The sequence below is a fragment of the Paenibacillus sp. 32352 genome (genome assembly GCF_002042965.1).
Classification (GTDB): Bacteria; Bacillota; Bacilli; order Paenibacillales; family NBRC-103111; genus Paenibacillus_S; species Paenibacillus_S vulneris.
This window is the reverse complement of record NZ_MZNT01000002.1, coordinates 543,462-567,391: the sequence shown is the minus strand read 5'-3', so window position 1 is coordinate 567,391 and position 23,930 is coordinate 543,462. Positions and strand designations below refer to the sequence as shown.

The window sequence follows — 23,930 nt, the reverse complement described above, 5'->3', positions numbered from 1 at the left end:
AGGCCATTCCTCTATATGCGGTATGGCCTTCGTCATTATCCGCGGCGGCAGTTGGCTACCACTGCATAAACAGCTCTTCTGTCAAATCCCCATTCAATCCGATGGCCGCCCGGCTTCCTTCCGCTGCGGCAATAATAAGCTGCGACGGTGCGATGACAGAGGCGTCGCCTGCCGCGTAGACCCCTTTGACATTCGTGCGGCCGAAGCCATCCGTCACAATAGCGCCCAGCTCATTCTTATAGCAGCCAAGCCACTCGCCGAACGGCGCGGCGTGGACCCATTTCGGCGTTACAAAGCCGCCGTCTCTCGGGACCCGCGTTCCATCGGCAAACACAACCTGCTCCAGCTGTCCCCCGGTGCCTTCAAAGGCCGCTATCGGCTGCTGCATCACTCGCATGCCTTTATACTCAAGAAGCCTTATTTGTTCGGGTGTCAGGCTGCGATGCCCGTTCGTGCAGATTAGCAAATCACGGCTCCAATTGCTGATGATTTTACTGCCGTGAAACAAGTGCGGCCCTTCCGCCACAACGACCAGCCTTTTGTCCCTTAGCTCCCAGCCGTCGCAATACGGGCAATTAAACAAGCTTTGACCATAGAATCGGCTAAGTCCGGCAATGTCCGGAAATATCTCCTTTATACCCGTAGCCAGGATCAGCTTCCGGGCTTCTATCCGCTCTCCATATGAGGTAATCACTTCGAACCCCGCATAGCTTCTATTGACCATCGTCACCTCGGCATGCTGTATGCGAACCGTAGGGTACTTGGCGATATCCGCATGAGCAAGACGGCGGAACTCCGCCGGTTCGATCCCGTCTCTTGTTAAAAAACCGTGCGATTCGCGGGTCACGGCATTGCGCGGCTGATTGCTGTCGTAGACGATAACCTGTCTTCTTGCTCTCCCCAATACCAGGGCCGCGTTCAAGCCTGCCGGTCCTCCGCCGATGATGGCACAATCGTACAGCATAACAACTCCTCCTTTTTTACCGGACTCGAAGAATAGAACGCAAAACAACGCAGATCCCGCTCTATCTGCGCTGTTTTTGTCTCCCCTTCGCATCAGGGATGAAATGAGTTCCAGAAGCTGCCGTTGACATCAATCAAGCTCATGATCTGCACAAACGGAATGGTGAACGTCGGAAAGCCGGCCGCGTACGGAGCAATTTCATAAGGCTGAAAATAAATATGCAGCGCATGCTCCGTAACATAGAACGGCTGATCCGGCTTAATGCCCTGATAAGTATTAGGAAACACATAGGAATATTGGGGATCCTCCCGGATCTGCCGGGCGATGATATCACTAAGCACCTTAACGTAAGGACTTCCGGGCTTGAACAAGTCTTTTAGCTCGTAGAATTGACCGTCCTCTACATTCACATGCGCATAAACTCTGGTAGGCATGCCGTGAGCAGCCCCGAAAGGATAATTGTAGCCGTCCAATTCCACAACAAGCAGATTTTTCTTGAAAAAGGTTATCTCGAAGTCCCCGTCATAGCTGTAGCTCAATTGTTCCCCGGCGGGCACCGGCTTGACTTGGGACAAGCTCTTCAGCCTGTCATTGACGCGCTGCTGGGCTGCTCGTTCCCTCATTCCTTCAAGCTGCGGATAATAGACCAGATAATTTCGGTTGGGCTTATATTTCTCTTCCTTCACTTTATACGTTAAGCGCAGCGGTATGACCGTATTCTGATGCCATACGACTCTCCCGGAGCGGTCCAAATAAGATAATCGGCGGTCTACGTTCGCTTGGATCAGGGAGTCCTCCAGCTTTACGGTTCCGCTGCCGTTTACCTTGGGATAACCGGAAGCGGCATTTCCGCTGCGGTCAATGAAATAGGTTTGGTCCGCGTCATAGACGGATGCCAGTCCTTTATGGTACGGATTGACTTCATAATACTTGAATTCCGTCCGTATTTTCCCGTTATGATCGGCAATAGCATAGATCGAACCGATGAACGGCTGATTAGGATCAATGGCTTTGCCAAGCGCCACCCTCTGTTCACCGAGCTGCTGAATATCATTATATTCCGGTTGAACGATAGTATGGCCGCTGCGGTCAATAAGCCCATATTGCGCCGTAAAATTTTCACCCGTGTTCACGACGGCTCGGCCTTCGGAAAAAGACTGCGCCCCGGTATAGGCCGGCTCTAACACGACCTTCCCATTCTCATCTATATAGCCGAATTTACCGTTCTCTTCCTGCTGGAAAGGAAGCAGACCGTCTCCCAGTTCCCCGACAAAGGCATAAGGATATCTGGCAAGGATCTCGCCGTTTAGCCCGATCAACGCAAACTCATTCTTCTTTATCTTCACAACTGCTTTGGAATGACTGAACATGCCGGCAGATTCGTATTGGGCAGGAATGATTTCATTACCGTTCGCATCCAGATACCCATACTTATTCGAACCTGATGACTCCGTGATAGCAAACATAGCTCGGCCGTTGCTTAATGAAGCCATGTAGGAGTATCCTCTTTTGGTCACGATGCGTCCCGACTCATCCATCAGCTTGAAGCCTTGTTTGTCAATAACAACCGCTCTTCCCTCTTTAAATTCCTCGATCGAATCGTATATCGGCCTTACAACATAATTACCCGAGGCATTGATGACCCCGGTGCGGCCATGCGTATGGACCCTTGCCAGCCCATTGCTTTCAAAATCATAGGCATAATCATATTGAGGCTGCAGCTTCATATTCCCTTTACTGTCGATATATCCCCACTTGGTCCCGCTCGTTGTTTTGACCGACGCGGGGAATAGCTTGATCCGCCATAGGAATCGGGGGTCCGGCTGGCGTTTGTCCGTGATTTCCTGCTGTAAGGCTAGAAGCCGCTGCTCCAGCGGAAGCGATAATCCCGACCGGTACAAATGCTGCATGGTGGTATGCGCCCAATCCGGCATATCAGCCTTCAGCTGTGCATCGGCCAAATAGTACCAGTACAGCGGCACATCAGGACGCTGCCGCGTTAAGCCCTCGTAATATCGGACGACCTTGTGGTAATACAGCGGATGCTCATCGGTAACATCAATGAACTCTCCATCGTCCCATCTCAGCACCGATACGCGATACGCATCCGCCTCATCATGAGTCCATAAAACAAGCTCTGTAATGCCATCCCAGCCTGAACGTCCGGGAATATCCGCTGCTTCCATGAAAGAAAATGATACCGTCCCCGGCACGACATCTCTTAGACCGGCAGGAGTCCAATCATATACAGACAGCCGATAAGCCTTTTCCTCCTGCCAGCCGATAATCAGACTGCTCCTGCTGTTGTCAATGACAGGCACGGCCAGCATAATACCAACCGGCAGAGCCGGAACCGCCCTGACATCGGCGACAATCCAATCTTGATCCCAATATTTCAAAATCATCAGATGCTGCTCCTGCTCCATCCGATATACCGCAGCGATTTCTTGTACCTGATCTCCGTCCAGATCGGCGGCGGCAATAGCGGCGGTTTGGTTCGCAGCAGGAATGACAACCAGCTCGGCTCCGGGCGGCAAAAAAGCCTTCACATGCGTTTCCCAATTCACCTCATCGTTCATCTTAAGCCTCCCCCTGCAAGATTCAACAACAATTTCATGCCTATTAGTATGCAAGGAAAAGCCAGATATGACCGTATACAGTGAAATCCCGGACTATAGATTCATAGCCGGGATAATGAAGAGCTGATTACGATCAAAAGCTTCTTGCGACCGCAGGCGGATGCCATTGGTCATGCAGTACGTTAGATTGAGGCCAATAGATTCGCAGCATCAGATTGAACGGACCTTCCGGAGCGGGGAGGCAATTCGATTCAATTTCTGTCCCCGGACTGGCGTGCTGAACATAAATATCAAGGGAGCCGTCCCGGTTATATTGAAGATTTCCAAGATGCGGGCTGACAGCATATCGGTTAAGGGAATTTTTCACTAGAAAGCCTTCAGTATTATACAGCGTTATGGACCAGAAGGCTTGTGCCGGAGGTGTCTGGCCGGGAGGAAACCGAATCGTATATTGGTTGTTCCCATCCAGAGGATTCCCCTGATTATCCTTAAAATTATAGGCGTATACAGCATCCTCGGGAATGTTGGCTCCAAACAGCGATTTGGCCACTACAGCACGCTGGATATAGTTCGTTCCATAATGACCGATATCACGCAGCAGCATGCTCCATCCGTTCGTTTCGTTCTCAGTGAATATTTTTTGCTCAGCAGCTTCTATTGCTTTAGGCCCCTCTGCTACCGCTTTAGTTAAAGCCTCTTGAGCGCGGGAATTCAAGCTGCTGAATTGAAAGCTCGGGCTCGGGATTAAACCCAGAGCTTGAAGCTTCATCGACATTTCCGGACTCTGTATAGCCGGATAAGGCGGATTCCGGTACATCAACGACATCATAAGGTTGAAGAATTGCGCCGCATCCATAGAAGCCACCAGGTCCTTCGGTGAATGCTGGCTTATAATGAGGTGATCTTGCAACAATTCGGGAGCCTGCGGATTGAGCCGGGACAGATGAAGCTCCCGTTGAATAGCATGAACAGCCGGGTAGTCTTGAGGGCCGTTCGTTTGAATCCGGCCGGTTATCCAAACCTTATTGGTGGGAGTGTGGATGACAGGAAGGTTAGGCGGCAGATTCCCTTGCCACCCCGGCCCGGCAAGCACAAATATTTGTTCCTTGGTTCCTGTCGTTCGTGCACCTATCGAAGCGAATACGTTCGACCATGCATCCAGCATCGGCAGCAAATAATAACGGCCGTTCGTATCGGGGACATGCAGAAGCAGCGGGCCTGCTGACAGATCAAGCCAAGCGGATGAATAAAGCGTATCGACATTCGGTCTGATCACTTGCGTAAATTTGGGAGTTGAGAGAACCTTTTGGTGGTAAAAGCGGTTTTTCTGGGTCAGACCCGCCGCTCCGGTTCTTTTCGTAACATCCATCAGTACCAACGGAAATCCGTAAATATAAGCATCCAGTGCCGCACGTTCCAGGGCCTGCTGGGATTCGTAATCCGGCTGGTCCCAGGCCAGCCTCGCATACAGAAGCATACTATCTATCAGAGGGTACAGCATCTTGTTCCTCCCCCATCTTTTAGGCCACCCCCGTTCTGATTCCATCGCGGCCTATGGAGTGTTTTCCTCACATTGTATGCAGTCATGGGCTCTTGGTGCAGTGAGACAATAGTGACGATTCAGATGAAAATGGAATTATAAAAAAGTGATTAGAATCACATGAATAGGTTAAAAATTGTCTATAATTAGTAACAGATGTCGAAAGGAGAAGGAATATGTATTATTGCCTATGTTGTAATAAACTTCACCCTCCCGCTCTGTCTAAAGAGGAGGTCTTGTTTACAAGCGGCTTCCGGTATTGGAACAATACGCTGTACCCGGCCGGAATTTGCCAGCCTGTACCGAAGTCTGGACAGCCGCATCAGCCGCTGCTCCCTCTCTACGCCCGTGAAGCGATCTAAAAGAAACAAGTCACTTCCTCCTGCCTTAACCCAGGCGGTGAAGTGACTTGATTGTTGGCCTGTGTGAGCCGCAAACTACGAAGCTCCTCCCCATTTCACACGACGCTGCAACCGTCCAAGAAGAAAGTCGGCCAGCAAAGCCAGCAGAGCGGCCGGAATGGCACCCGCATATAATCTTGCAGGATTGTCCATATTGATCCCCGCATAAATCTCCCTGCCTAACCCTTCACCCCCGATTAAAGGAGCTATCGTAGCAACCCCAATGGCGATTACGGCAGCAATCTGGATCCCTGTAAATATAAAGGGCAGTGCGAGCGGGAGCTGGACCCGAAACAGCAGCTGCATTCCGCTCATTCCAACCCCCCGTCCCGCTTCTAATAACGCCGGATTGACTTGCGTCAAGCCTACGTAAGTATTGCGAATAACAGGCAGCAAGGAATACAGGAACAGCCCTATCACAACAGAGGTGAAGCCAAGCCCGAATACGATCATCAATAAAACAAGCAGAGCCATGCTTGGGAATACTTGAATCACATTAGCCAGAACCAGGATCGGGTTAGCCAGCCTCGGAACACGCGCGGCCACGATCCCAAGAGGGACACCGACCGCGAGAGCCAGCAGCAAGCCGAACAGCACCATTAAGATATGCTGGTATGCAAGCTCTAACAAATAGGAGCCATTCTCCCCCACATACCGGAAAAACAAATCCATACGCACCTCTCCTTCTTTTATTGAAGCAATCCGACCTTCCGCAAATATTCTTCAGCTACTTTTCTTTCATTACGCTTATTCACATCGACCTCATAATTGAGCTCGATCATGGTTTTCACATCGATTTTGCCCGCGAGCATATTGATGATCTCATTCAACTCGGGATGCTTGGACAATATATCATTCCGGACAACCGGCGCGGCATCATAAGGCGGAAAAAACTGCTTATCGTCCTGAAGCGACTTCAGGTTATACTCCTTGATTCGTGAGTCGGTAGAGTAAGCCAGTACGATATCGACGTTGTTGCTGGCAACTGCTTTGTACACTAGAGCCACTTCCATCGGCAGTGTCTTTCCGAAGGTTATCCCGTAATGTTTGCGGAAGGCCGGGTAGCCGTCACTCTGCCTCTCAAGCCACGTCGTATCAACTCCTAATGTCATATCGGCAGCCTTGGGACCGACATCGGATATTTTCTCAAAATGATTCTGCCTGGCAAGCTCATCCCTGACCGTAAAGGCATACGTATTCTCAAACCCATACGGGTCGAACCAATGGATGCCAAAATATTTGTCAAAGCCTTCCCTTGCCTGCCGAAGCACACTTGCCCGGTCCTTGGTCGGCTGCACCGGAAAATAGTTATCGAAGATCATGCCGGTATACAGGACCGCCATTTGAATATCCTTGTTCTTCATAGCTTGAAATACTACAGTACTGGAAGCCAAATCCGGCAGGACGTCGACCTTAAGATCCGTACGGCTCTCAATAAGAAGCTTATGCATCTGAGCGAGAATTTTGGGCTCCGAAAAGGTCTGGGTACCGATAATAATCGTATCTTTCTTTCCGCAGCCGGACAGTAATGCCGCGAAAGCCGCTCCCAGCATGAGCAGAACGAGAATATGCCTGAATCTGTTCATCGGCTTCCCCCCCGGGAGGCTTTGGTGCGGCGGGCTGCCGGGTTGGCGCTGGAGGTGACCCACTTTTCCGCCAGACTGAGAATAAAATCTGTTACTAAAGCCAGTATCACGGCCAGGATGGCTCCGGTAACAATGAGTTCCTTTTTATTGGTGCCCATCCCTGAAAAGATCAATTGCCCAAGCCCTCCTGCACCAATTAATGTCGCCAAGGTTGCCCAGCTTATGATATACACCGTCGTCACCCGGATCCCCGACATGATGTAAGGAAAGGCCAAAGGAAGCTGAATACGAAGCAGGGACTGGGTTTTGTTATACCCCATTCCTCTAGCCGCCTCCAGCAGATTCGGGTCGACCGACTGAAAGCCGGCGAAGGTATTGCGTAATATCGGCATCAAGGAATACAGAAATAATGCAAAGATAGCAGGAGTTCTGCCTACCCCTAACAGCGGAATTAAAATCGCAAGAAGCGCTAGGCTCGGTATCGTCTGCAAAATGTTAGCAATCACAAAGACGAGTTGGTTCAACCAGCCTATCCGGTTCCCCGCCAATAAAATACCGATAGGAATCGCAATAATCGCACCGAGCAGCACAGAAACGAAGGAAATCATCAGATGCTCCTTGAGCGCTTGAAAAATATCCGCCTGCCGGCTGGCCAAAAAATCGAAGTAGGAGCTCATCATCCCTTTTCCTCCTCCCTCACATCCGTAGTTCCCATATCCGCAGAAGGATTTTCATCTTGCACCTGCTCATTAACTTCCTCCGCCGGCGTGTAGACTTCGGCAAGATGCCGCACGATACTGCCTTTGGTCATCAATCCCGCAAATTTGCCTTCCCGAACAACGGGTATGTAGGGCAAGCCCCGCTCATTCATGATCGTGATCGCCGTCATTAGAGGCGTACCGGACTCGACTACGTGCTCGAAAGGCTTCATCACATCCGCCAAGGTAGCATTTTCCTCCCGATACCGGTCCAGTACCTGGAATATCGTTGCATACCCGAGTAAAACGCGATTCCGATCCACAATAATCAGGGAATCCACTCGGCGCTTCTCCATCAATTTGATAGCTTCCGCCATCCCTCGGGTCGGATAGGCTATGACCGCATTTTCCGTCAATACTTCGTCAACGGAAATGGATTCGCCCGGTGCTTCGGTCTGAAGCCTCTTTTCTCCAATAAAGCTTTTGACGAACTCATTAGCCGGGTGACGTAAAATATGCTCCGGGCGTCCCTTCTGAACGACTTCCCCGTCCTTCATAAGGACAATCGTATCCGCAATCTTCAAAGCCTCATCCATATCGTGGGTAACGAACACAATGGTCTGCTTCAGCTCTTGCTGAAGGCGTACCAGATCCTCCTGCAGCTGCTCCCGGCTGATTGGATCCAATGCGCTGAACGGTTCATCCAGCAAGATAATATCCGGATTGGCCGCAAGAGCGCGAATAATGCCGATACGCTGCTGCTGTCCTCCGCTGAGCTCCGCGGGATAGCGGTTACGGTAAGTCTCCGGTTCCAGATTCACCAGCTGCAGCAGTTCGTCGACCCTGCTGTCGATACGAGCCTTATCCCAATGCAGCAGCTTAGGGACTACAGCAACATTAGCCGCTATGGTCATGTGAGGAAATAGACCGATATTTTGAATGACATACCCGATACTGCGCCGCAGCTCCACAGGATCGATGGTCGAGATATCCTTACCCCGTATAAGAACTTTCCCCTTACTAGGATTGTTCAGACGATTAATCAGCTTCATCAGTGTGGTTTTCCCGCAGCCGCTTGGGCCGATCAGAACTGTCAATTCTCCCTCTTTAAATTCGAGATTGATGTCTTTGAGGGCGACATATCCGTCTTCATATCGTTTCATTACATGTTCAAAACGAATCATCCGCTGCCATCACTCCTTCATACTGTATAGGTTTACCCTAATCAGCCTTAATTGAAACATGAAAGAGAGGAATGGCCGTTGCAAAAAAAAAGACCTCATTCTCTGAGGTCTTTCAATCGTTTGGTCCAAAAGCCGCCGCGGAAGGTACGGGGCTCGTAGGAAATCACAAAGGCTTTGGGCGCCAAGTCCTGAATGAGCTGCATGAGACGCTTCTCTTGATTGCGTTTCGTCAGCACCTGCATGACAAGCCGCGGGCCGTCTCTTCCTTCTGCCATCCAGCTGGTGACGCCGTAGCCCTTTTCCCTAAGCGTAATTGGCAATTGAGTGGATTCGTAATTCACGACGATTTGCAGCGTAGAATAGCCTAAGGCAATCCATTCTTCTATCTTAATGCCCAGCCACACGCCGGCCCCCCATCCGATACAATAAGCGGCCAGATTCAGAGGCTGATTAATATTTTGCAGCACAATATTTAATGCCATTAAATAGACAAACACCTCGAACATACTGATGAAAGAAGCAAGCAGCCTTCTGGCCTTCATAACGAGAATGATTCGAATCGTAAACAGGGATACATAGACAACGTTCATAACCACAATCGTAATAATGGTTTCCAGAGCGTTCATAGCTGCCTCTCTCCTAACATGCTGTAATGTACGGTCTGTCTTGACTGCCCTTATTGTACCCTATTCCCCGTTCGGTTCCAAATGAGGGGACTTGAGTGCTCAGTCCTCGGCTTTCTTTTCTATGGTCAGACCCTTTACATATTTTCGATTCATAAGCTTGCGCTTTTTCCGGTCCTCCTTGCTCTCGAAAACGATATCCAGATCGTAATTCTCCGGGTACAAATCCTTGCCTTCGATATGAAGAGAAAGACGCTTTTTATTAATCTTAAAACGCTGCTTCTGAATCAATACGCCCACTATTCCTTTGGCATCCTCCAGTTCACACACAATACCGGTTCGGCCCATGTAAGGGATATACACGCTGTCGCCTATTTGAAATGATCTGGAATGGGAAGCTTTGCTAGTAGATGTGGGAGGCTGTTCCATTTCTACCGAGACAGCAGGAACAAGAGGCCGCTCTGCTTCTTGCTCCTCTGGCTTCAAATGGTCGAATGTGAAGCCGCTATCGGCAATAGCTCTGGAACGATGAACGATCTGTTCGGGTATGCCAAGCTTCAGAGCAATCAAGAACGCATAGCTTTGTCCGGCTTCACCTATTCTCAAACGGTACAAAGGCTGAAGCGTTTCGGCATCGAATTCCATACGGGCATTTTCGAAGCCTGGTGCTGCTTCCGCGAAATTTTTGATTTCACTAAAATGAGTTGTAGCCACCACCGTGGTTCCTCTTCTATGCAGCTCCTCCAGGATGGCTACAGATAGACCGACTCCCTCTCCCGGATCAGTACCGGAAGCCATCTCGTCAATGAGCACCAAGGTCGACCGGTTGGCAATCCGCAGAATATCGATGATGTTACGGATATGAGCCGAGAACGTGCTTAGCGCGTGCTCGATGCTTTGGCCGTCACCGATATCCACGGCGATATTCGAGAATATCGACATCATGCTTCCTTCCTTCACAGGAATCAGGAGTCCCGATTGTACCATTGCTGTTAATAAACCGACGGTTTTTAAAGCCAATGTCTTGCCTCCGGTATTCGGGCCTGTAATAATGAGGGACTGGAACGAGCGTCCGATAACAAAATCCAGCGGAACCATTCGTTCCCCCATCAGCGGATGACGCGCCTCACTAAAATCCATGATGCCCTGATCGTTAAGCTCCACATTAGCGCCCCCTACCGCTAAGGCGTACTTCGCTTTGGCAAAGATAAAATCGTAGGTTCCTACGGTTTCTACATTGATTTCCAATTCATGTGCGTACCCCTCGGCTTCCGCGGTTAAATCACTAAGCACCTTCAGCTCTTCACGCGCCTCCTCCGCCCTCAAAGCCGAAAGCTCAACCTGCAGGCTCATAATTTCCGCCGGCTCAATGTAGACGGTCTGGCCGCTGGCCGACTCATCTAGGACACTGCCCTTGACAAGCTTCCGATGCTCCTTCTTGATAGGCAGCACATACCGTCCGTTTCGCGTACTAAGAAGCTGCTCCTGCAAAATGCTCCTATGCTTGCTCATCAGGGAATCCAGCTTTCCTTTCAGCCGATCTTCATACACAGCCAATCTTTTGCGGACCTTCAATAGCTCCTTGCTCGCGGAATCAACCACTCTTCCTCCGCGGATGCTTCTGTCGATAGCCCCCTTCAACGAGTTCAGCTCGTGAAGCGAAGCTGCATAAGAGCTAACTTTGGGTGCGGCATCCTGCTTGGACGCCATGTATTTGGCGAGCTGAGCGCAGCTTGTTAGGAATTGATGCATATGCATAAAGTCTTTCTCATTTAACACATAGCCGGTGCCTAGCAGTTGCATAACGGGTTCAATCCCCTCCAAGGAAGGGATCGGCACGCTTGCGCCGAATCGAAGCATAGCTTTGGCTTCCGCCGTTTCGTCCAGCTTTTGCCGAATCACTTTGATCCCCGTCATCGGCAGCAATTGCTCAACATGCTGTTTCCCTCTATAGGAAACCGCGTATTGAAGAAGTATTTCTTTAATGCGATGAAATTCCAGACGTTGCAAAGCTTGTTCTTGCATGATCTTTCTCTCCTTTATTGTCAATGAAATGCAAAAAGAGCGCAGAATGAACTTCGTCATTCTCCGCTCTCAAATCGCAGCTCTAAACCGGCATCCTTGTATAAACAAAAAAATCCGCGCCGAAAAAACAGCACGGATAAGGATACGCAGTTTAGAGTTACCCTTAGGCATTGTATGATATCCGTTGTTCTTAACTAATTCCGAGGCTTGAAAAATCCCATAACAAATAGAAATGCGTTAAATCGCATTTTCAAAAGATAATAGGTCTCTTCTTCAAGAACCTCCATATGGAATTGATTAGTTAAGAACGCTCACCGACATCAAAATCTCTCCTTTGAAGGGAATATGTTTACTATAGCCAATTCATCATTAGAAGTCAATCATGATTTAACATTCATGGAAGATAACAGGAATCTAAAAGTCTTTCCATGTAAAATCAATCGACAGGACGCCTACCGCCTCTTCTTTTGCCTGCCAATTCGTCGAAGCAGCCGCATCAGGCTCACGAAAGCAAATCAAATTATCATAATGGCCGAAGGCAGCACATACTGCCGGCCTGACGGAATGAATGCCGCAGCGGTCATGGTCCAGATCATAAAATATACAAGTCCCGAAAAAACGCTGCTGTTGCTCCAGCTCCTCCCGTTTTTTAGCTGGCATGGATTGAAGCTTTTTTCTTATTTGCCGCAGCTCACGCCCAGTAACCGGAACCGGACCGCAGCAAAGTCCTCTGCAGCCTTGACATGGAAGACTCTTCATCGATTACCTCCTTAAAGTGGCATGTCAATGGGTCATTTATGAAGCGTAAGGCCATTGACATTTCAATTAAAATGTGTTATAATATAAATCTTATTTATTTGTATCTGATATTCTACCATAAGTGAAACTAACATTCAAATGGGTGTACCCTAGAGACGAACGCGTTCCGAGATTCGGATACATGTTCGTCTTTTTTTAACTTCCCAACCGTTATATATCTCAAATATTGTCAATACTTTAAAGATATACGATGTAACGGAAAGGAACCCCTATGCGATCAACAGGAACCTGGTCCGAGCGCTTCAGGCTGCTCGTGCTCCATAATAAATTTACCTTTTTCTTATTGTTTCTGCTGCTTATAGGATTGAACATTTTGGTTCTTACCAAGATTAATTTTATTTTCAAGCCCTTTATTGTGCTGCTTAAAACCGTCCTGCTGCCCATAGTGCTGAGCGGCGTATTTTACTATTTGCTGAATCCTATCGTACATTATTTGGAAACTAAAAAAATCAAAAGGGTCTACACCATTCTTCTTCTGTATCTGATCATTATCGGGATCATAGCACTGCTGCTCACTATCGTGATCCCATTGATACGGGAGCAAATCCTGGGTCTCATTCAGAACATCCCTGCCTATTCCAGAATCATCAATCAGCAGTTCGAGCATCTCATGGGCAGCCAGTTAATGAACCAGCTCGCCAGTACCATTGACTTTAACTCCGAGAAGCTGATGACTACCATCTCTCAGAAAGCAACGGACGTGCTCAATCATACCTTGTCGAGTTTAAGCGGCTTCCTCGGTGCAGTGACAGAAACGGTGCTTGCTATCGTTACCGTACCCTTTATTCTGTTCTACCTGCTACTCGACGGAAAACGCCTCCCGTCTTACATTCTATCTTTCGCTCCTGTTGCCATACGTGACTCTGCTTATAAAGTTATGGGAGAAATGAGTCACCAGATCAGCTCCTATATCCGGGGACAAATCATCGTCAGCTTTTGCATCGGATTTTTGCTTTTCATCGGGTACCAGGTGATTGGCCTTGATTTTTCACTGGTTCTGGCCGCTATAGCTGCCTGCACCAGCATTGTCCCTTATTTGGGCCCCGCAATCGCCATCACGCCTGCTCTGGTCGTTGCCAGTGTAACCTCGCCGGTGATGCTTTTAAAAATGATTGTCATATGGACGATCGTACAGCTAATTGAAGGAAAATTCATTTCCCCGCAAATTATGGGCAAAACTTTGCACATTCACCCGGTAACGATCATTTTCGTTATCTTGACCGCCGGCAATCTGTTCGGCATCATAGGCATCATCCTAGCAGTTCCCGGCTATGCCGTACTGAAGGTGTTTGTTTCCCACCTGTTCCTGTGGTTCAAATCCAAGTCGGGCTTGTACGAAATCCGGGAGTAGCCGACGCGGTCCCAAAGATTGAAAAAAGCTTACACCTCATCCCCATGGATGTGATGTAAGCTTTTTTATTATGGACTATCGGCACATCTTATAGCGCCTCGTGCTCTTGGATATAGCTTAGCAAACGGTCGCAACCCTCGCTAACCATATCATATACTTCATCAAAGTTCCCCGTATAGTAAGGATCGGGTACATCTTCGACTGAACCGTCGGGGACAAACTCCAGCAGCTTCTTAAGTACCGTCTTGGAGCCGGACGGCATCATCGCCTTGAGGTTGCTCATATTGCTGGAATCCATGGCAATGATGTAATCGAATCGGCCGAAATCGGCCGGTCCTGTTTGCCGTGCCTGAATTCCGCTATAGTCGATGCGATGCCGGTCCAGTATCCCGCGGGTGCCTTGATGCGGCGGATGACCGACATGCCAGTCTCCCGTTCCGGCCGAGTCCACCTCGATCTTATGGCCCAAACCGGCCGATTTGACTTTAGCGCGAAAAACAGCCTCCGCCATCGGTGAACGGCATATATTTCCTAAACATACGAACAGAACGCGAATCATGGAATGATCCTCCGCTTTAGGATTGAAGTGCTTGCTGCTTCACTTCAAGCATCCAGCCGAACGGATCTTGTACTTTCCCTTGTTGAATGGAAGTCAATGTATCATACAGCTTCTGGGACAGCTCTCCCGTTTGACCGTTATTAATGATCATTTGGTGTCCGTTGTAATACAGGTCGCCGACAGGCGAGATTACCGCAGCCGTTCCTGTACCGAACGCTTCCTCCAAGGTTCCGTTCTTATGAGCTTCGACGATTTCATCGATGCTGATTTGACGCTCTTCGATAGGAACATTCCAATGCTTAAGCAGCTGGATCATCGAATTCCGGGTAATCCCGTCCAAAATACTGCCGCTAAGCTCCGGAGTAACGACCGTGCCGTTAATTTTGAAGAACACGTTCATACTGCCCACTTCTTCGATATACTTCTTGTGAACGCCGTCAAGCCATAGTACTTGGGAGTACCCTTTGGCTGTAGCTTCTTCCTGCGCTCTCAAGCCGCTTGCATAGTTACCTGCAGTCTTCGCATTACCTGTACCGCCTTTTACGGCACGAACATAGTCGGATTCGACATAGATTTTTACCGGATGGATGCCTTCCGCATAGTAAGCGCCAACCGGAGACATGATGATCATAAATTTATAGTTCAACGACGGGGATACCCCCAAGGTAGCTTGGTCGGCAATGATGAACGGACGAATATATAACGAATTGCCTTCCAGAGAAGGAATCCAGTCTTGGTCCACCTGGATAAGCTGCTTCAGCGCTTCGAGGCAAACCTCGCCGTCGATGGCCGGGATGCTCATGCGTTCGTTGGAACGGTTCAGTCTTTTGAAGTTTTGATCCGGACGGAACAAAAGAATTTTACCGTCGGAGCCTTTATATGCCTTAAGCCCTTCAAATACGGTCTGGCCGTAATGAAACACTTTTGCAGCAGGGTCCATCATAATAGGCTGATATGGAATGATGCGAGGGTCGTACCAGCCGCGGCCTTCTTCATAATCCATAATGAACATATGGTCCGTAAAATATTTACCGAAAGGAAGCTTCGCCTCATCCGGCTTTTGCTTTGGTGTTGTTGTACGTTCGATTCTGATAGAAACATTCGACATAGATAACATCCCCTTACCATAATTATCTTACTTATTAGTTGAATCGTATCACTTGATTAGGTATATTAAAAATATCTGTTTTATGGGGTTCCCATACCTATTAGGTATTGAGAAAGAAAGGAAGAGCTCATTGGATATCCGACAATTACGCTATTTTCTCGCTATCGCCCGCGAAGGCCAAATTACCCGCGCCGCCAAGGCTCTGAACATGGAGCAGCCGCCTTTAAGCCGGCAGTTAAAGCTTATGGAGCAGGAGCTCAATGTCACCTTGTTCGACCGAAATGGCAATAAGCTGAGTCTGACGCATGCCGGTGAGCTGCTTCAGCGCAAAGCCGAAAGCCTGCTGCAGCAATTCAACGAAACCATTCAAGAGGTCAAAGAGCTCGAAGAAGGCATGAGCGGCATGCTGGCTATAGGCTCCGTCGTGTCCTGCATCTCGCTTATTCCCCCTCGAATCGAGAGGTTTCGCCAGTTAAATCCCCGGGTCACTTTCAAAATACTGGAGGGGGATCATTATTTGCTGGGCTACCATCTGGAAAAAAGACAGATCGAGCTGGTTGTGGCCCGCTTGCCGTTCGAATCCGCTTCCGAATCTCAGCCTTATTCCGTCCTGCCGCTTCCTTCAGACCCGTTCGTAACGGTTCTGCCAAGCAGCTGGTGTACGGACCCCGGCAAAGATTCGATGGACATGCTTGAGCTGGCCAATTATCCCTTCCTGACGCTCAAAACGGATAAAACGACCGGCTTGCACGAGAAAGTAATGAATGAGTGCCGCCGTCACGGCTTCGAGCCCACCGTCATATGCGAATGCTCCAGCGTAGCCATCATTATGGCGCTTGTCGAAGCAGGCATCGGAGCTACGGTATTCCCGAAATCGGTCATGGCGTCCTTCCCGCTTCCCAATGTCAAGGTTCTGACCATCCGGGATGCGGCGTTTCAATCGGATGTCGGCTTATTATGGCTGAAGGACCGCTATTTGTCTAAAACCGCCCAGCGTTTCATCGACATTTTCTCGGACAATCAGCCGCAGGAGGATTAACCCCTTGGAGCCCACAGCATAATAGATACCCCGACGATGCAGACGGCTGCGCCGATCCAGTCGTATAGATCGGGGATTTTTTTATCGACCATCCATCCCCATAACACCGCCATAACGACAAAGACGCCACCGTAAGCGGCATATACACGTCCAAAGCTGGGAAAGCTTTGAAGGGTCGGCAGGATTCCGTACACAACCAGAATCAGGCTTCCGGCGATTCCGTAACTAAGCGGCCTGGATTCGCGAAGCCAGAGCCATACCAGGTAACCCCCTCCGATTTCGGCCAACCCGGCAAGAACAAATAAGACGATGGCAAACATCATGACTCTACTCCTTATTATGCATTCTATCTCATTTTGGTCATCACTTGTATTTCGCCAGCAAGGCTTATCTCCAAGTATAAAAGCTGCTGATTTGCCTACTCTAGGTACAGGAAGGAGGATGACAAGTGGATAATGAGCAGCTTCAGAAGCTCGAGCATGAATTCGACCGAAAGCTGACGGAAGGCGAGGCTGAAGAAATCAAGCACGCCCCTGTCACGCGTACAGAGATTGAAAACCCGGATGCGCTTCCCATTGAAAACATTACGACCAGCGCAGCTCTTGGACTAATGCCTCAGGAGCATAGATACTGACTTTCGCCAAAGGCGCTATATATTTATTTTACACCATGATTCGACATCTTGCCTATGAAAATAACGATCTTCTATGTATTTTTCAAGCGATCCGAGCGGCCGTTTCACATCCGATGATCTCGGTACGCTGCCAAGTCTAGTGAAAATAAAAAAGCTGCCCGATAATAACTATCATCGGGGCAGCTTTTGACTGCTTGGAAAGCAAGCTTCGGCTGAGTTACTTGCCAAGGAAGGAGTTCAGCATCCATACGTGCTTTTCCAGTCCGGCATGAATGCCCAACAGCAGATCTCCTGTTGTTTCATCCTGCTGCTCTGACGCGGCCTTCATACCGGCCTTCAGTTCCTCAATCAGGACACGGAAGTCCTGAACAAGCTTCTCTACCATTTGTTCCGCATCCTCTCCCCCTTCGGCATCCTGGACAGAGGCTAATTTCAATGCGCCTTGGAGCGTCGCCACCGGGCTGCCTCCGAGTGACAGCAGCCGTTCAGCCAATACATCGATATGCAGAGCAGCTTCCGTATACAGCTCCTCAAACTTGGTATGGAGCGTAAAGAATTGATGGCCTTTTACATACCAATGAAAGTTATGCAGCTTGATATGCAGCACAGTCCAGTTAGCAATTTGACGGTTTAAGATCTCGTTCAGGTTCGTACTCATGATGATATCCCTCCTAAATGATTAATGTTGTACGGCTTGAAGTCCGGACTCTGCGTTCTCCAAAAAACGTTCGCAATCCAGGGCTGCCATACATCCTGTCCCTGCTGCGCTTATAGCTTGGCGGTAGCGGCTGTCTTGTACGTCTCCGCAGGCAAATACGCCTGGAATGTTCGTCTCGGTTGTGCCTGGCTTCACCAGCAAATAACCGTGATCATCCGTAGTCAGCTGACCATCGAGGAACTTGGTATTCGGTGTGTGGCCGATGGCAATGAAGATCCCGTTCGTCTCGATAATTTCCTCTAAGCCTGTCTCGTTATTTCTGACCTTCAGACCCGTTACCCCTTGCTCTCCACTAACGACTTCCAATGGGGTCCGGTTTAGGCTCCAGCTGATTTTAGGGTTTTGTTTGGCGCGGTCCTGCATAATTTTCGATGCGCGCAGCTCGTTTCGGCGATTAACCACGATCACTTCCGATGCGAATCGGGTCAGGAAGTTCGCCTCTTCCATCGCGGAATCTCCGCCGCCGACCACGATGATTTTTTTATTGCGGAAGAAAAAGCCGTCACAGGTTGCGCAGGTGCTGACACCGCGGCCGACATTATCTCTCTCGCCCGGAATGCCCAAATATTTGGCGGAAGCCCCGGTTGATACGATAACCGACTCGGCTTGAATTTCCCCCATGCCTTCCACCCAAAGGGTGAACGGACGTTTGGAGAAATCGACTTTGTTTACCCAGCCGGTTTTGAATTGAGCGCCAAATCGTTCCGCCTGCTTACGCATATTCGCCATCAATTCCGGTCCCATGATTCCTTCAGGAAATCCCGGGAAGTTCTCGACCTCTGTCGTCGTCGTTAATTGACCGCCTGGCTCCGGTCCTTCGATCACCAACGGGTTCAGATTGGCTCTTGCCAAATAGATTGCAGAAGTTAATCCCCCTGGGCCTGTTCCAATTATCACTGTTTTGTACATAAAGAGCGCCTCCTTAAGCTGTTCTTTGTTTATATTTAAACTATGTCTAAAATTGATTTGGTAAATGTATCTTAACACTCTGCTGAGTAAGTTTCATGAAGATCTGATGAAGACACTATGAATATTTCATGAAGAGATTTCCAGAAGGATTCCAGATCCATTTTCATAAAAAAAAGGTGAGCATTAGACTTGCGTAAAAAATAAAAAACCGTACCTTGTAAGATACGGTTGAAGTATTCCTGTTAAGATCGTTCTCTCGCCAGCTTCGGCTGCACCGGCACGTTGGATTCCAGTCCATCCTGCTGTCGGGACAGCTGAAACAGCATGAACCAGATGAGCACGAAGCCTGCGATTTGTGCCATTGTAATGGCTTGATGAAAGACGAGCCAGTTGACAAAAACGCCGATAGCCGGGAAAAACAGCTCTGCCAATGTCGCAAAAGATGCCTTCGTATTGGATAACCCCCGATAATACAGCAGTAAGCTGAACAAACCGGGCAAGAAGGCTTGCAGCACCAGGTTAATCGATACGCCCGCCCAATCGCCGGCCTGAGTCGGGAAGTGCCATGCTTCTCCGCCTAACCAGGTGGTGAAGAACAGCAGCGGCAGCGCAAGAATGAACCGAAGTGCAGTTACTGATTCGAATGGCAGCTTATCCAGCAGAAGCCGTCCCATGACGGTCGAACCGCCCCATAATGCAGCCGCTCCTATAGATAGCAGGCCTCCTACGACCCCGAATTCCGACAGTCCATTGAACGGAAACGATACACCGAAGGTTAGCAGATAGGTTCCCACAAGAGCCATCACAATAAAGATGGAGAACTTCGCGGGCAATTTCTCCTTCAAGATCCATCTAGCCATCAGAATTGCGAATAACGGCTGAAGCTTCTGCAGCAGCAGGACACCGTTCAGGTTGCCATGAGCAAAAGCGGAGGTAAACATGATCGTTGCAATGGCGGAACCGCCCCAAGAGATAAATATAAGCGCGACAATGTGCTTGAGTGTCAAGCCATGGATTTTGCTTCGATATATCCATAACACCGGTACGGAATATAAAAGCAGGATGAGATGCTCCATTAATACGATTTGCGATGATGTGAAAAATTTCAGAAGCAATATTCGGAACAAGGGGTCTACTCCCCATAAAGCGGCTCCTAGCGCTACGAGCCATACCCCGCTCCGGCTGCCAGGCTTAGATCGTTCCGGACTTTCCGGTGATGCTGTCAATGTGTGTTCCATCCCCATAACCTCCTGTTATTATAAAAGGAAGCTTCGAAAGAAAGACAGCCCCGTTATCAGCAATGTGACAACGGGGCGTACTTAAACAGGCATGGATCTGGAAAAATTTTCATACGAAAATAAACGTACCAGAAATACACGCTTGTTCTGACCTTCTCCCATCCGGACTGTACCGTCGGCTTTGGAATTTCACCAAATCAGTCGTTAATTGCCAATTTAAGCAGATTAACGAGTCGCGGGCTGCAGGCAATAATCTTGCCTTTCACCGCCGGTTGGGAATTTCACCCTACCCCGAAGATCGACCAATATTCTATTTTTTCCATTCCTCATATGTCTTATGGTGCTTTATTAATCAACACGGTTCAGGCAAAAGAGGCTTTGTATTACAAATTGGGTCGATACGAACTTCCTTAAACGAATTATATAGCAACTATATAAATAAAAGCAATACCCTAATAAAGATTGCCGCGTCCTTTGTCCTCCTAGCTGAACTCATCCCTCAGAGCCTATCGCTCGATGCCCCGGAATAATCAAGAGCACCGATGCAGATTCTAAGAAAGCAGGAGCAATAATGAAAACGGAGGAAGCTATGGACAACAATCGACAAGACGACCTGATTGAAAAAGAAATCGAAGCCACCGACACGGGATCAGTTCCGGAAGGCGTGAAGCCCTACGTCGACATCATTGGAGATGAGAAGATGGATGCGTTCGGTAATCCGGCATCCAATTTTGAGCAATAACAAGGAGGACTCTTTCGTTGGATAAAGAGCAAGCAAGAAAACAAGTGCGGGCCATCTCTGATGCAACCGATGTGTTGAATACCCCGGAAGAGCTTGAAGCCTACAACCAGCTTATCGAGGAATCGGAGAGGACTACGCCTGAAACCTGTAGAGCCAGTATCGACGGCAACTGATAACCTTCAAAACCGCCTATAATTAGGTGGTTTTATTTATTGGGTACGCCTCCACGCATTTGCGGCAAATGCACGCTTGGCCCCTCAACGCTGCCGGGATTTGGTCCCGCAAGGCTTGAGGAACCTTGGTATGAAAGCACCAGCATTCGCCGCTGCCGACGCTGCATTCATTCACACCGCCGCATAAAGGGCATCTCTTTCCGTTGTGAAGATCGCTGCTCATCCCCATCCCCCTCGTATCGGAAATTTGAGTAACCTTCTGATTCCCTTTGATATCACTACATATTACAAATAGGAATGAAGGTTGATTCCATATAAAAAAAGTTACGCTGACGACGGTAATATACCGAAGCCAGCGTAGTCTCGCTTAATGAGTTATTTGATTTCATCCACCGCGGCAGGCTATTTAGTCTGTACTTTCAAATCCGGCGTCAACGTGATATTGCTCTTTGGCTTCTCAATTTTACCGCTTTCTTTCAAGTATTTCTCAACCAGCATATCCGCAGGGACTCCTCTGACCTCCATCCAGCTAATGTAAACATCACCGAAGGTTTTTTCAAAATAGTCCGATGTAAGAGAGTTATTGAATTCAGCAAATAGTTTATGTACATTCGAAAGCTTTCCCTGCAATTTCTTTCCGTTAGAGTCGGTCCACTGGATGATTTGATCAGGATCAAAATCTCGTGCATCTTCAATCTGAACCTGGATAGAAATGATAGTACCTCTACTATTGTTTTTAAAATAAATTCTGGCTATATCTTCATACTCATGTCCTTTTAAAATTTCCCAGCCCGCCATATCACCTTCTGCTGGAACTGCATAAAGTCCGCTTCCCGTTGCAGTGTCGACAGGCTGGGGTTCAGGAGCATTAGTTTCTGCAGGAGGCTCCGGCTCGGTAACATTAGTTTCTGCAGGAAGCTCTGAGGAGTCCCCTTCCTTTCTTTGCCCTATGTATGCAGTTGAAGTTACTTCATCGAATGCCACCGGCATATCGAGTGACTCAGCCACAGCTCTCATAGCAACATAGGTAGTACCATTATATAAAATGTTGTTTTGTGCAATTTCTTTGCCATGAACCTTTACCTTAACGGTATTTAAATCTACCGCTATCTTATCATTTTTCTTGGGCATGATCGGATCATGGCTTGGAGTCGCGGGCTTCACGACATCCCATGAAGCTGTATCTGAATTCCCGGGAGAAAATTCGCCTGCACCTATTTGTCCAATATAGGCTGTTTTCGTTTTATCATAATAGTTTGCGGCAATGCCCAGCATAGCAGCTACATCTCGAATAGGAATATATGTAGTCCCCTGATAAAGAATATTATTGCTGTTCACGGTTTCCCCGTTGACCTTGACGGTGATTTGATTAAAGCCAACATCGATCTGTTGTGATTGCTGGGCATAAACCGCGCTTTGTGACGAAATGAGCAGAATGGCGCCAAATGCCAGGACTTTTAATCTATTTTTCAATTCACACACTCCTCTAATAGGATAGATTTCCTATTATTATATCAGCAGAGGATGTATTTGTAACCAATATTTTCTATTTAAGTCTTTTATACTAGACTTGCCGACTCTTCTGATTCTCCGAAAGTCTATTTCCCCGCTGCACGCCCGCCATACTTTCTCTGAACCCGAAGCAGGCGCAGATAAAAGCCCGACGCGGCGAAGGTAAGTCCTATGGTAATCCCCAGCCAAAAGCCATACGGTCCCCAATCCGTGTATGCAGCCAGTACATAGCCGGTCGGCATACCAATGACCCAATACGCAACCAATGCGATAATAAAGGGGAAGGTTACATCCTTATAGCCGCGGAGCACCCCCTGCAGCGAAGCTTGAGCCGCATCGGACAGCTGGTAGACGATAGCGAAAAGAAGGAACTGCTTGGTCAGCTGCACTACCTCCGGATTATCGGTATAAAAGTATGCGATTTGTTCGCGGAACACGTACAAAAAGATGGAGCTGACCGCCAAAATGCCGATAGCCATCAGCACCCCGAAACGGCTGTACTGCTTTGCATCCTTGTATCTTCCGCTCCCCACCTCATAAGCAATAATAATCGTCAAAGACATGGAGATGCTTAACGGAATCATGAACAAGAGGGTCGTAAAGCTAATAGCAGCCTGGTGAGCTGCGATGGTAACTGTATTAAACATCATGCCCATCAGCAGCGTAACGACGGAAAAGATGCTCGCTTCAAAAAATACGGAAAGCCCCATCGGAACGCCGATCTTGAGCTGCTCCTTCCATGCTTTCCAGGAGGGTGCGAACCATTCTGCAAATAACCGGTACCTTCTCATCGCCTCTACTTTGAACGTCATCCAGATGCTGATGAAGAAAATGAGCCAATATGTAATGGCTGTCGCATAACCCGCCCCGATTCCTCCCAGCTTGGGAAAGCCCCAGTTTCCGAAGATCAGCAAGTAATTGATAAGCACATTCACCGGCACAGCGATCAGCATGATGGACATCGAAATTCTCGTTAAGCCATGCGCATCAAAAAAGTATCGGAGCACGCTCGAAAGGAATAACGGAATAATCCCGATCGACAGCCCTATCAAATAGTGCTTGGCAATGTGATGAACGGCCGGCTCCAAATTCATGCCGGTCAAGATCGGATTCAGAACAAATCCGCCCGCAATGACAATCACTACAGCCAACAACAGCGATAAGTATAGCGCTTGGGTTACGGTCTTCGAGATTTGCCGCAGCTCCCCCTTGCCATATAGCTGGGCGACCATGGGTGACACCGCAAGCAGAATGCCGTTCAAGCCCACGGATACGGGCATCCACAGGCTTGCTCCTATAGCCACGCCTGCAAGATCATGAGTGCCTGCTCTGCCTGACATCATCGTATCGAATAAAGTCATCAGATTCAGGCTGATTTGCGTCATCAGAATCGGACCCAGAATCGAAAAAAACTGAATGATTTTCCCCTTGTATGTAGATTCATGCTGCATATAACCCCTTCTCCTTTCCAAACACAAAAAAAAGAAGAGCGTTGGCCTACGCCCTTCTTCAGCATCCCATTGTACCT

At 48.7% G+C, this 23,930-nt stretch carries 25 protein-coding genes and 1 riboswitch; of the genes, 6 read left to right on the top strand and 19 right to left on the bottom strand.

All coding sequences use genetic code 11. The annotated features are described in order from the left end of the window. Positions 1 to 55: 55 nt before the first annotated feature. From B1728_RS06805 to B1728_RS06795, 3 genes are all read right to left on the bottom strand, one after another. The gene (locus tag B1728_RS06805) at positions 56 to 964 is read right to left on the bottom strand and encodes an NAD(P)/FAD-dependent oxidoreductase (RefSeq protein WP_079909422.1); all 909 of its coding nucleotides are present in this window, start codon (positions 962 to 964) and stop codon (positions 56 to 58) included. Between the two features lie 92 nt (positions 965 to 1,056). Further along, entirely contained in the window at positions 1,057 to 3,543 is a 2,487-nt protein-coding gene (locus B1728_RS06800) for a WG repeat-containing protein (protein ID WP_079909421.1), read from the bottom strand. A gap of 133 nt (positions 3,544 to 3,676) precedes the next feature. Beyond that, positions 3,677 to 5,044 (bottom strand): DUF1254 domain-containing protein, encoded by a 1,368-nt coding sequence (locus tag B1728_RS06795; protein ID WP_179135918.1) that lies wholly within the window; start codon positions 5,042 to 5,044, stop codon positions 3,677 to 3,679. 275 nt (positions 5,045 to 5,319) lie between these two features. Between B1728_RS06795 and B1728_RS36190 the strand changes: the two genes are divergently transcribed. After that, the gene (locus B1728_RS36190; protein ID WP_465263657.1) at positions 5,320 to 5,445 is read left to right on the top strand and encodes a hypothetical protein; all 126 of its coding nucleotides are present in this window, start codon (positions 5,320 to 5,322) and stop codon (positions 5,443 to 5,445) included. A gap of 75 nt (positions 5,446 to 5,520) precedes the next feature. On the opposite strand, the gene B1728_RS06785 is transcribed toward B1728_RS36190, so the two are convergent. From B1728_RS06785 to B1728_RS06755, 7 genes are all read right to left on the bottom strand, one after another. Beyond that, positions 5,521 to 6,156: an ABC transporter permease gene (locus tag B1728_RS06785; RefSeq protein ID WP_079909418.1), complete on the bottom strand. Its 636-nt coding sequence runs from the start codon at positions 6,154 to 6,156 to the stop codon at positions 5,521 to 5,523. A 17-nt stretch (positions 6,157 to 6,173) separates the two neighbouring features. Further along, positions 6,174 to 7,070, bottom strand: coding sequence for a glycine betaine ABC transporter substrate-binding protein (locus B1728_RS06780; RefSeq protein ID WP_079909417.1), 897 nt, complete (start codon positions 7,068 to 7,070; stop codon positions 6,174 to 6,176). After that, entirely contained in the window at positions 7,067 to 7,747 is a 681-nt protein-coding gene (locus B1728_RS06775) for an ABC transporter permease (protein WP_079909621.1), read from the bottom strand. The genes B1728_RS06780 and B1728_RS06775 overlap by 4 nt, the downstream gene beginning before the upstream one ends. Continuing rightward, positions 7,747 to 8,952 carry an ABC transporter ATP-binding protein gene (locus tag B1728_RS06770; protein ID WP_079909416.1) on the bottom strand — a complete coding sequence of 402 codons (1,206 nt, stop codon included), beginning with the start codon at positions 8,950 to 8,952 and terminating at the stop codon, positions 7,747 to 7,749. The genes B1728_RS06775 and B1728_RS06770 overlap by 1 nt, the downstream gene beginning before the upstream one ends. A 95-nt stretch (positions 8,953 to 9,047) precedes the next feature. Beyond that, complete coding sequence (locus B1728_RS06765) at positions 9,048 to 9,578, bottom strand: DUF2179 domain-containing protein (protein WP_079909415.1); 531 nt, start codon at positions 9,576 to 9,578, stop codon at positions 9,048 to 9,050. Between the two features lie 99 nt (positions 9,579 to 9,677). Beyond that, the gene (locus tag B1728_RS06760) at positions 9,678 to 11,600 is read right to left on the bottom strand and encodes an endonuclease MutS2 (RefSeq protein WP_079909414.1); all 1,923 of its coding nucleotides are present in this window, start codon (positions 11,598 to 11,600) and stop codon (positions 9,678 to 9,680) included. A 414-nt stretch (positions 11,601 to 12,014) separates the two neighbouring features. Beyond that, positions 12,015 to 12,359, bottom strand: a complete 345-nt coding sequence (locus B1728_RS06755; RefSeq protein WP_079909413.1) for a YkgJ family cysteine cluster protein — start codon at positions 12,357 to 12,359, stop codon at positions 12,015 to 12,017. A 271-nt stretch (positions 12,360 to 12,630) separates the two neighbouring features. On the opposite strand from B1728_RS06755, the gene B1728_RS06750 reads away from it, so the two are divergent. Next, on the top strand, positions 12,631 to 13,770 hold the full coding sequence (locus B1728_RS06750) for an AI-2E family transporter (protein ID WP_079909412.1): 1,140 nt from the start codon (positions 12,631 to 12,633) through the stop codon (positions 13,768 to 13,770). A gap of 88 nt (positions 13,771 to 13,858) precedes the next feature. Here the strand turns inward: B1728_RS06750 and B1728_RS06745 are convergent, their stop codons facing one another. Continuing rightward, positions 13,859 to 14,329, bottom strand: a complete 471-nt coding sequence (locus B1728_RS06745) for a low molecular weight protein-tyrosine-phosphatase (RefSeq protein ID WP_079909411.1) — start codon at positions 14,327 to 14,329, stop codon at positions 13,859 to 13,861. Between the two features lie 16 nt (positions 14,330 to 14,345). Beyond that, positions 14,346 to 15,437: a branched-chain amino acid aminotransferase gene (locus B1728_RS06740; protein ID WP_079909410.1), complete on the bottom strand. Its 1,092-nt coding sequence runs from the start codon at positions 15,435 to 15,437 to the stop codon at positions 14,346 to 14,348. Positions 15,438 to 15,567: 130 nt separating this feature from the next. Between B1728_RS06740 and B1728_RS06735 the strand changes: the two genes are divergently transcribed. Then, positions 15,568 to 16,476, top strand: coding sequence for a LysR family transcriptional regulator (locus tag B1728_RS06735; RefSeq protein WP_079909409.1), 909 nt, complete (start codon positions 15,568 to 15,570; stop codon positions 16,474 to 16,476). Here B1728_RS06735 and B1728_RS06730 read toward each other — a convergent pair. Further along, positions 16,473 to 16,799: a YnfA family protein gene (locus B1728_RS06730; RefSeq protein WP_079909408.1), complete on the bottom strand. Its 327-nt coding sequence runs from the start codon at positions 16,797 to 16,799 to the stop codon at positions 16,473 to 16,475. The two genes, B1728_RS06735 and B1728_RS06730, sit on opposite strands and share 4 nt — an antisense overlap. Positions 16,800 to 16,924: 125 nt before the next feature. Here B1728_RS06730 and B1728_RS06725 point away from each other — a divergent pair, with 125 nt between their 5' ends. Then, complete coding sequence (locus B1728_RS06725) at positions 16,925 to 17,110, top strand: hypothetical protein (protein ID WP_079909407.1); 186 nt, start codon at positions 16,925 to 16,927, stop codon at positions 17,108 to 17,110. A 217-nt stretch (positions 17,111 to 17,327) separates the two neighbouring features. Here B1728_RS06725 and B1728_RS06720 read toward each other — a convergent pair whose 3' ends face one another. The 3 genes from B1728_RS06720 to B1728_RS06710 all read right to left on the bottom strand — a co-directional run bounded on the left by B1728_RS06720 (position 17,328) and on the right by B1728_RS06710 (position 19,975). Continuing rightward, positions 17,328 to 17,768, bottom strand: a complete 441-nt coding sequence (locus B1728_RS06720; RefSeq protein ID WP_079909406.1) for a Dps family protein — start codon at positions 17,766 to 17,768, stop codon at positions 17,328 to 17,330. A gap of 21 nt (positions 17,769 to 17,789) precedes the next feature. Next, the gene (gene trxB, locus B1728_RS06715; protein WP_079909405.1) at positions 17,790 to 18,737 is read right to left on the bottom strand and encodes a thioredoxin-disulfide reductase; all 948 of its coding nucleotides are present in this window, start codon (positions 18,735 to 18,737) and stop codon (positions 17,790 to 17,792) included. 242 nt (positions 18,738 to 18,979) lie between these two features. Then, positions 18,980 to 19,975, bottom strand: coding sequence for a DMT family transporter (locus B1728_RS06710; RefSeq protein WP_079909404.1), 996 nt, complete (start codon positions 19,973 to 19,975; stop codon positions 18,980 to 18,982). 146 nt (positions 19,976 to 20,121) lie between these two features. Beyond that, positions 20,122 to 20,278: riboswitch (FMN riboswitch) on the bottom strand. Between the two features lie 268 nt (positions 20,279 to 20,546). On the opposite strand from B1728_RS06710, the gene B1728_RS36185 reads away from it, so the two are divergent. Further along, positions 20,547 to 20,717 carry a hypothetical protein gene (locus B1728_RS36185; protein ID WP_179135916.1) on the top strand — a complete coding sequence of 57 codons (171 nt, stop codon included), beginning with the start codon at positions 20,547 to 20,549 and terminating at the stop codon, positions 20,715 to 20,717. Positions 20,718 to 20,734: 17 nt separating this feature from the next. Next, complete coding sequence (locus tag B1728_RS36180) at positions 20,735 to 20,890, top strand: hypothetical protein (protein WP_179135915.1); 156 nt, start codon at positions 20,735 to 20,737, stop codon at positions 20,888 to 20,890. 22 nt (positions 20,891 to 20,912) lie between these two features. On the opposite strand, the gene B1728_RS06705 is transcribed toward B1728_RS36180, so the two are convergent. The 3 genes from B1728_RS06705 to B1728_RS06695 form a co-directional block, all read right to left on the bottom strand. Beyond that, complete coding sequence (locus B1728_RS06705) at positions 20,913 to 21,113, bottom strand: cysteine-rich CWC family protein (protein WP_079909403.1); 201 nt, start codon at positions 21,111 to 21,113, stop codon at positions 20,913 to 20,915. A gap of 179 nt (positions 21,114 to 21,292) precedes the next feature. Then, complete coding sequence (locus B1728_RS06700) at positions 21,293 to 22,363, bottom strand: stalk domain-containing protein (RefSeq protein WP_179135914.1); 1,071 nt, start codon at positions 22,361 to 22,363, stop codon at positions 21,293 to 21,295. 125 nt (positions 22,364 to 22,488) lie between these two features. Next, on the bottom strand, positions 22,489 to 23,853 hold the full coding sequence (locus B1728_RS06695; RefSeq protein WP_079909401.1) for an MATE family efflux transporter: 1,365 nt from the start codon (positions 23,851 to 23,853) through the stop codon (positions 22,489 to 22,491). Between the last annotated feature and the right edge of the window lie 77 nt (positions 23,854 to 23,930).

Coding starts and splice junctions, on each gene's coding strand:
- B1728_RS06795 (WP_179135918.1), bottom strand. CDS start 5,044: ATGCTGTACCCTCTGATAGATAGTATGCTTCTGTATGCGAGGCTGGCC.
- B1728_RS06765 (WP_079909415.1), bottom strand. CDS start 9,578: ATGAACGCTCTGGAAACCATTATTACGATTGTGGTTATGAACGTTGTC.
- B1728_RS06710 (WP_079909404.1), bottom strand. CDS start 19,975: ATGGAACACACATTGACAGCATCACCGGAAAGTCCGGAACGATCTAAG.
- B1728_RS06800 (WP_079909421.1), bottom strand. CDS start 3,543: ATGAACGATGAGGTGAATTGGGAAACGCATGTGAAGGCTTTTTTGCCG.
- B1728_RS06770 (WP_079909416.1), bottom strand. CDS start 8,952: ATGATTCGTTTTGAACATGTAATGAAACGATATGAAGACGGATATGTC.
- B1728_RS06745 (WP_079909411.1), bottom strand. CDS start 14,329: ATGATTCGCGTTCTGTTCGTATGTTTAGGAAATATATGCCGTTCACCG.
- B1728_RS06785 (WP_079909418.1), bottom strand. CDS start 6,156: ATGGATTTGTTTTTCCGGTATGTGGGGGAGAATGGCTCCTATTTGTTA.
- B1728_RS06705 (WP_079909403.1), bottom strand. CDS start 21,113: ATGAGCAGCGATCTTCACAACGGAAAGAGATGCCCTTTATGCGGCGGT.
- B1728_RS06750 (WP_079909412.1), top strand. CDS start 12,631: ATGCGATCAACAGGAACCTGGTCCGAGCGCTTCAGGCTGCTCGTGCTC.
- B1728_RS06730 (WP_079909408.1), bottom strand. CDS start 16,799: ATGATGTTTGCCATCGTCTTATTTGTTCTTGCCGGGTTGGCCGAAATC.
- B1728_RS06755 (WP_079909413.1), bottom strand. CDS start 12,359: ATGAAGAGTCTTCCATGTCAAGGCTGCAGAGGACTTTGCTGCGGTCCG.
- B1728_RS06720 (WP_079909406.1), bottom strand. CDS start 17,768: ATGAGTACGAACCTGAACGAGATCTTAAACCGTCAAATTGCTAACTGG.
- B1728_RS06780 (WP_079909417.1), bottom strand. CDS start 7,070: ATGAACAGATTCAGGCATATTCTCGTTCTGCTCATGCTGGGAGCGGCT.
- B1728_RS06695 (WP_079909401.1), bottom strand. CDS start 23,853: ATGCAGCATGAATCTACATACAAGGGGAAAATCATTCAGTTTTTTTCG.
- B1728_RS36185 (WP_179135916.1), top strand. CDS start 20,547: ATGAAAACGGAGGAAGCTATGGACAACAATCGACAAGACGACCTGATT.
- trxB (WP_079909405.1), bottom strand. CDS start 18,737: ATGTACAAAACAGTGATAATTGGAACAGGCCCAGGGGGATTAACTTCT.
- B1728_RS06775 (WP_079909621.1), bottom strand. CDS start 7,747: ATGAGCTCCTACTTCGATTTTTTGGCCAGCCGGCAGGCGGATATTTTT.
- B1728_RS06805 (WP_079909422.1), bottom strand. CDS start 964: ATGCTGTACGATTGTGCCATCATCGGCGGAGGACCGGCAGGCTTGAAC.
- B1728_RS06740 (WP_079909410.1), bottom strand. CDS start 15,437: ATGTCGAATGTTTCTATCAGAATCGAACGTACAACAACACCAAAGCAA.
- B1728_RS06760 (WP_079909414.1), bottom strand. CDS start 11,600: ATGCAAGAACAAGCTTTGCAACGTCTGGAATTTCATCGCATTAAAGAA.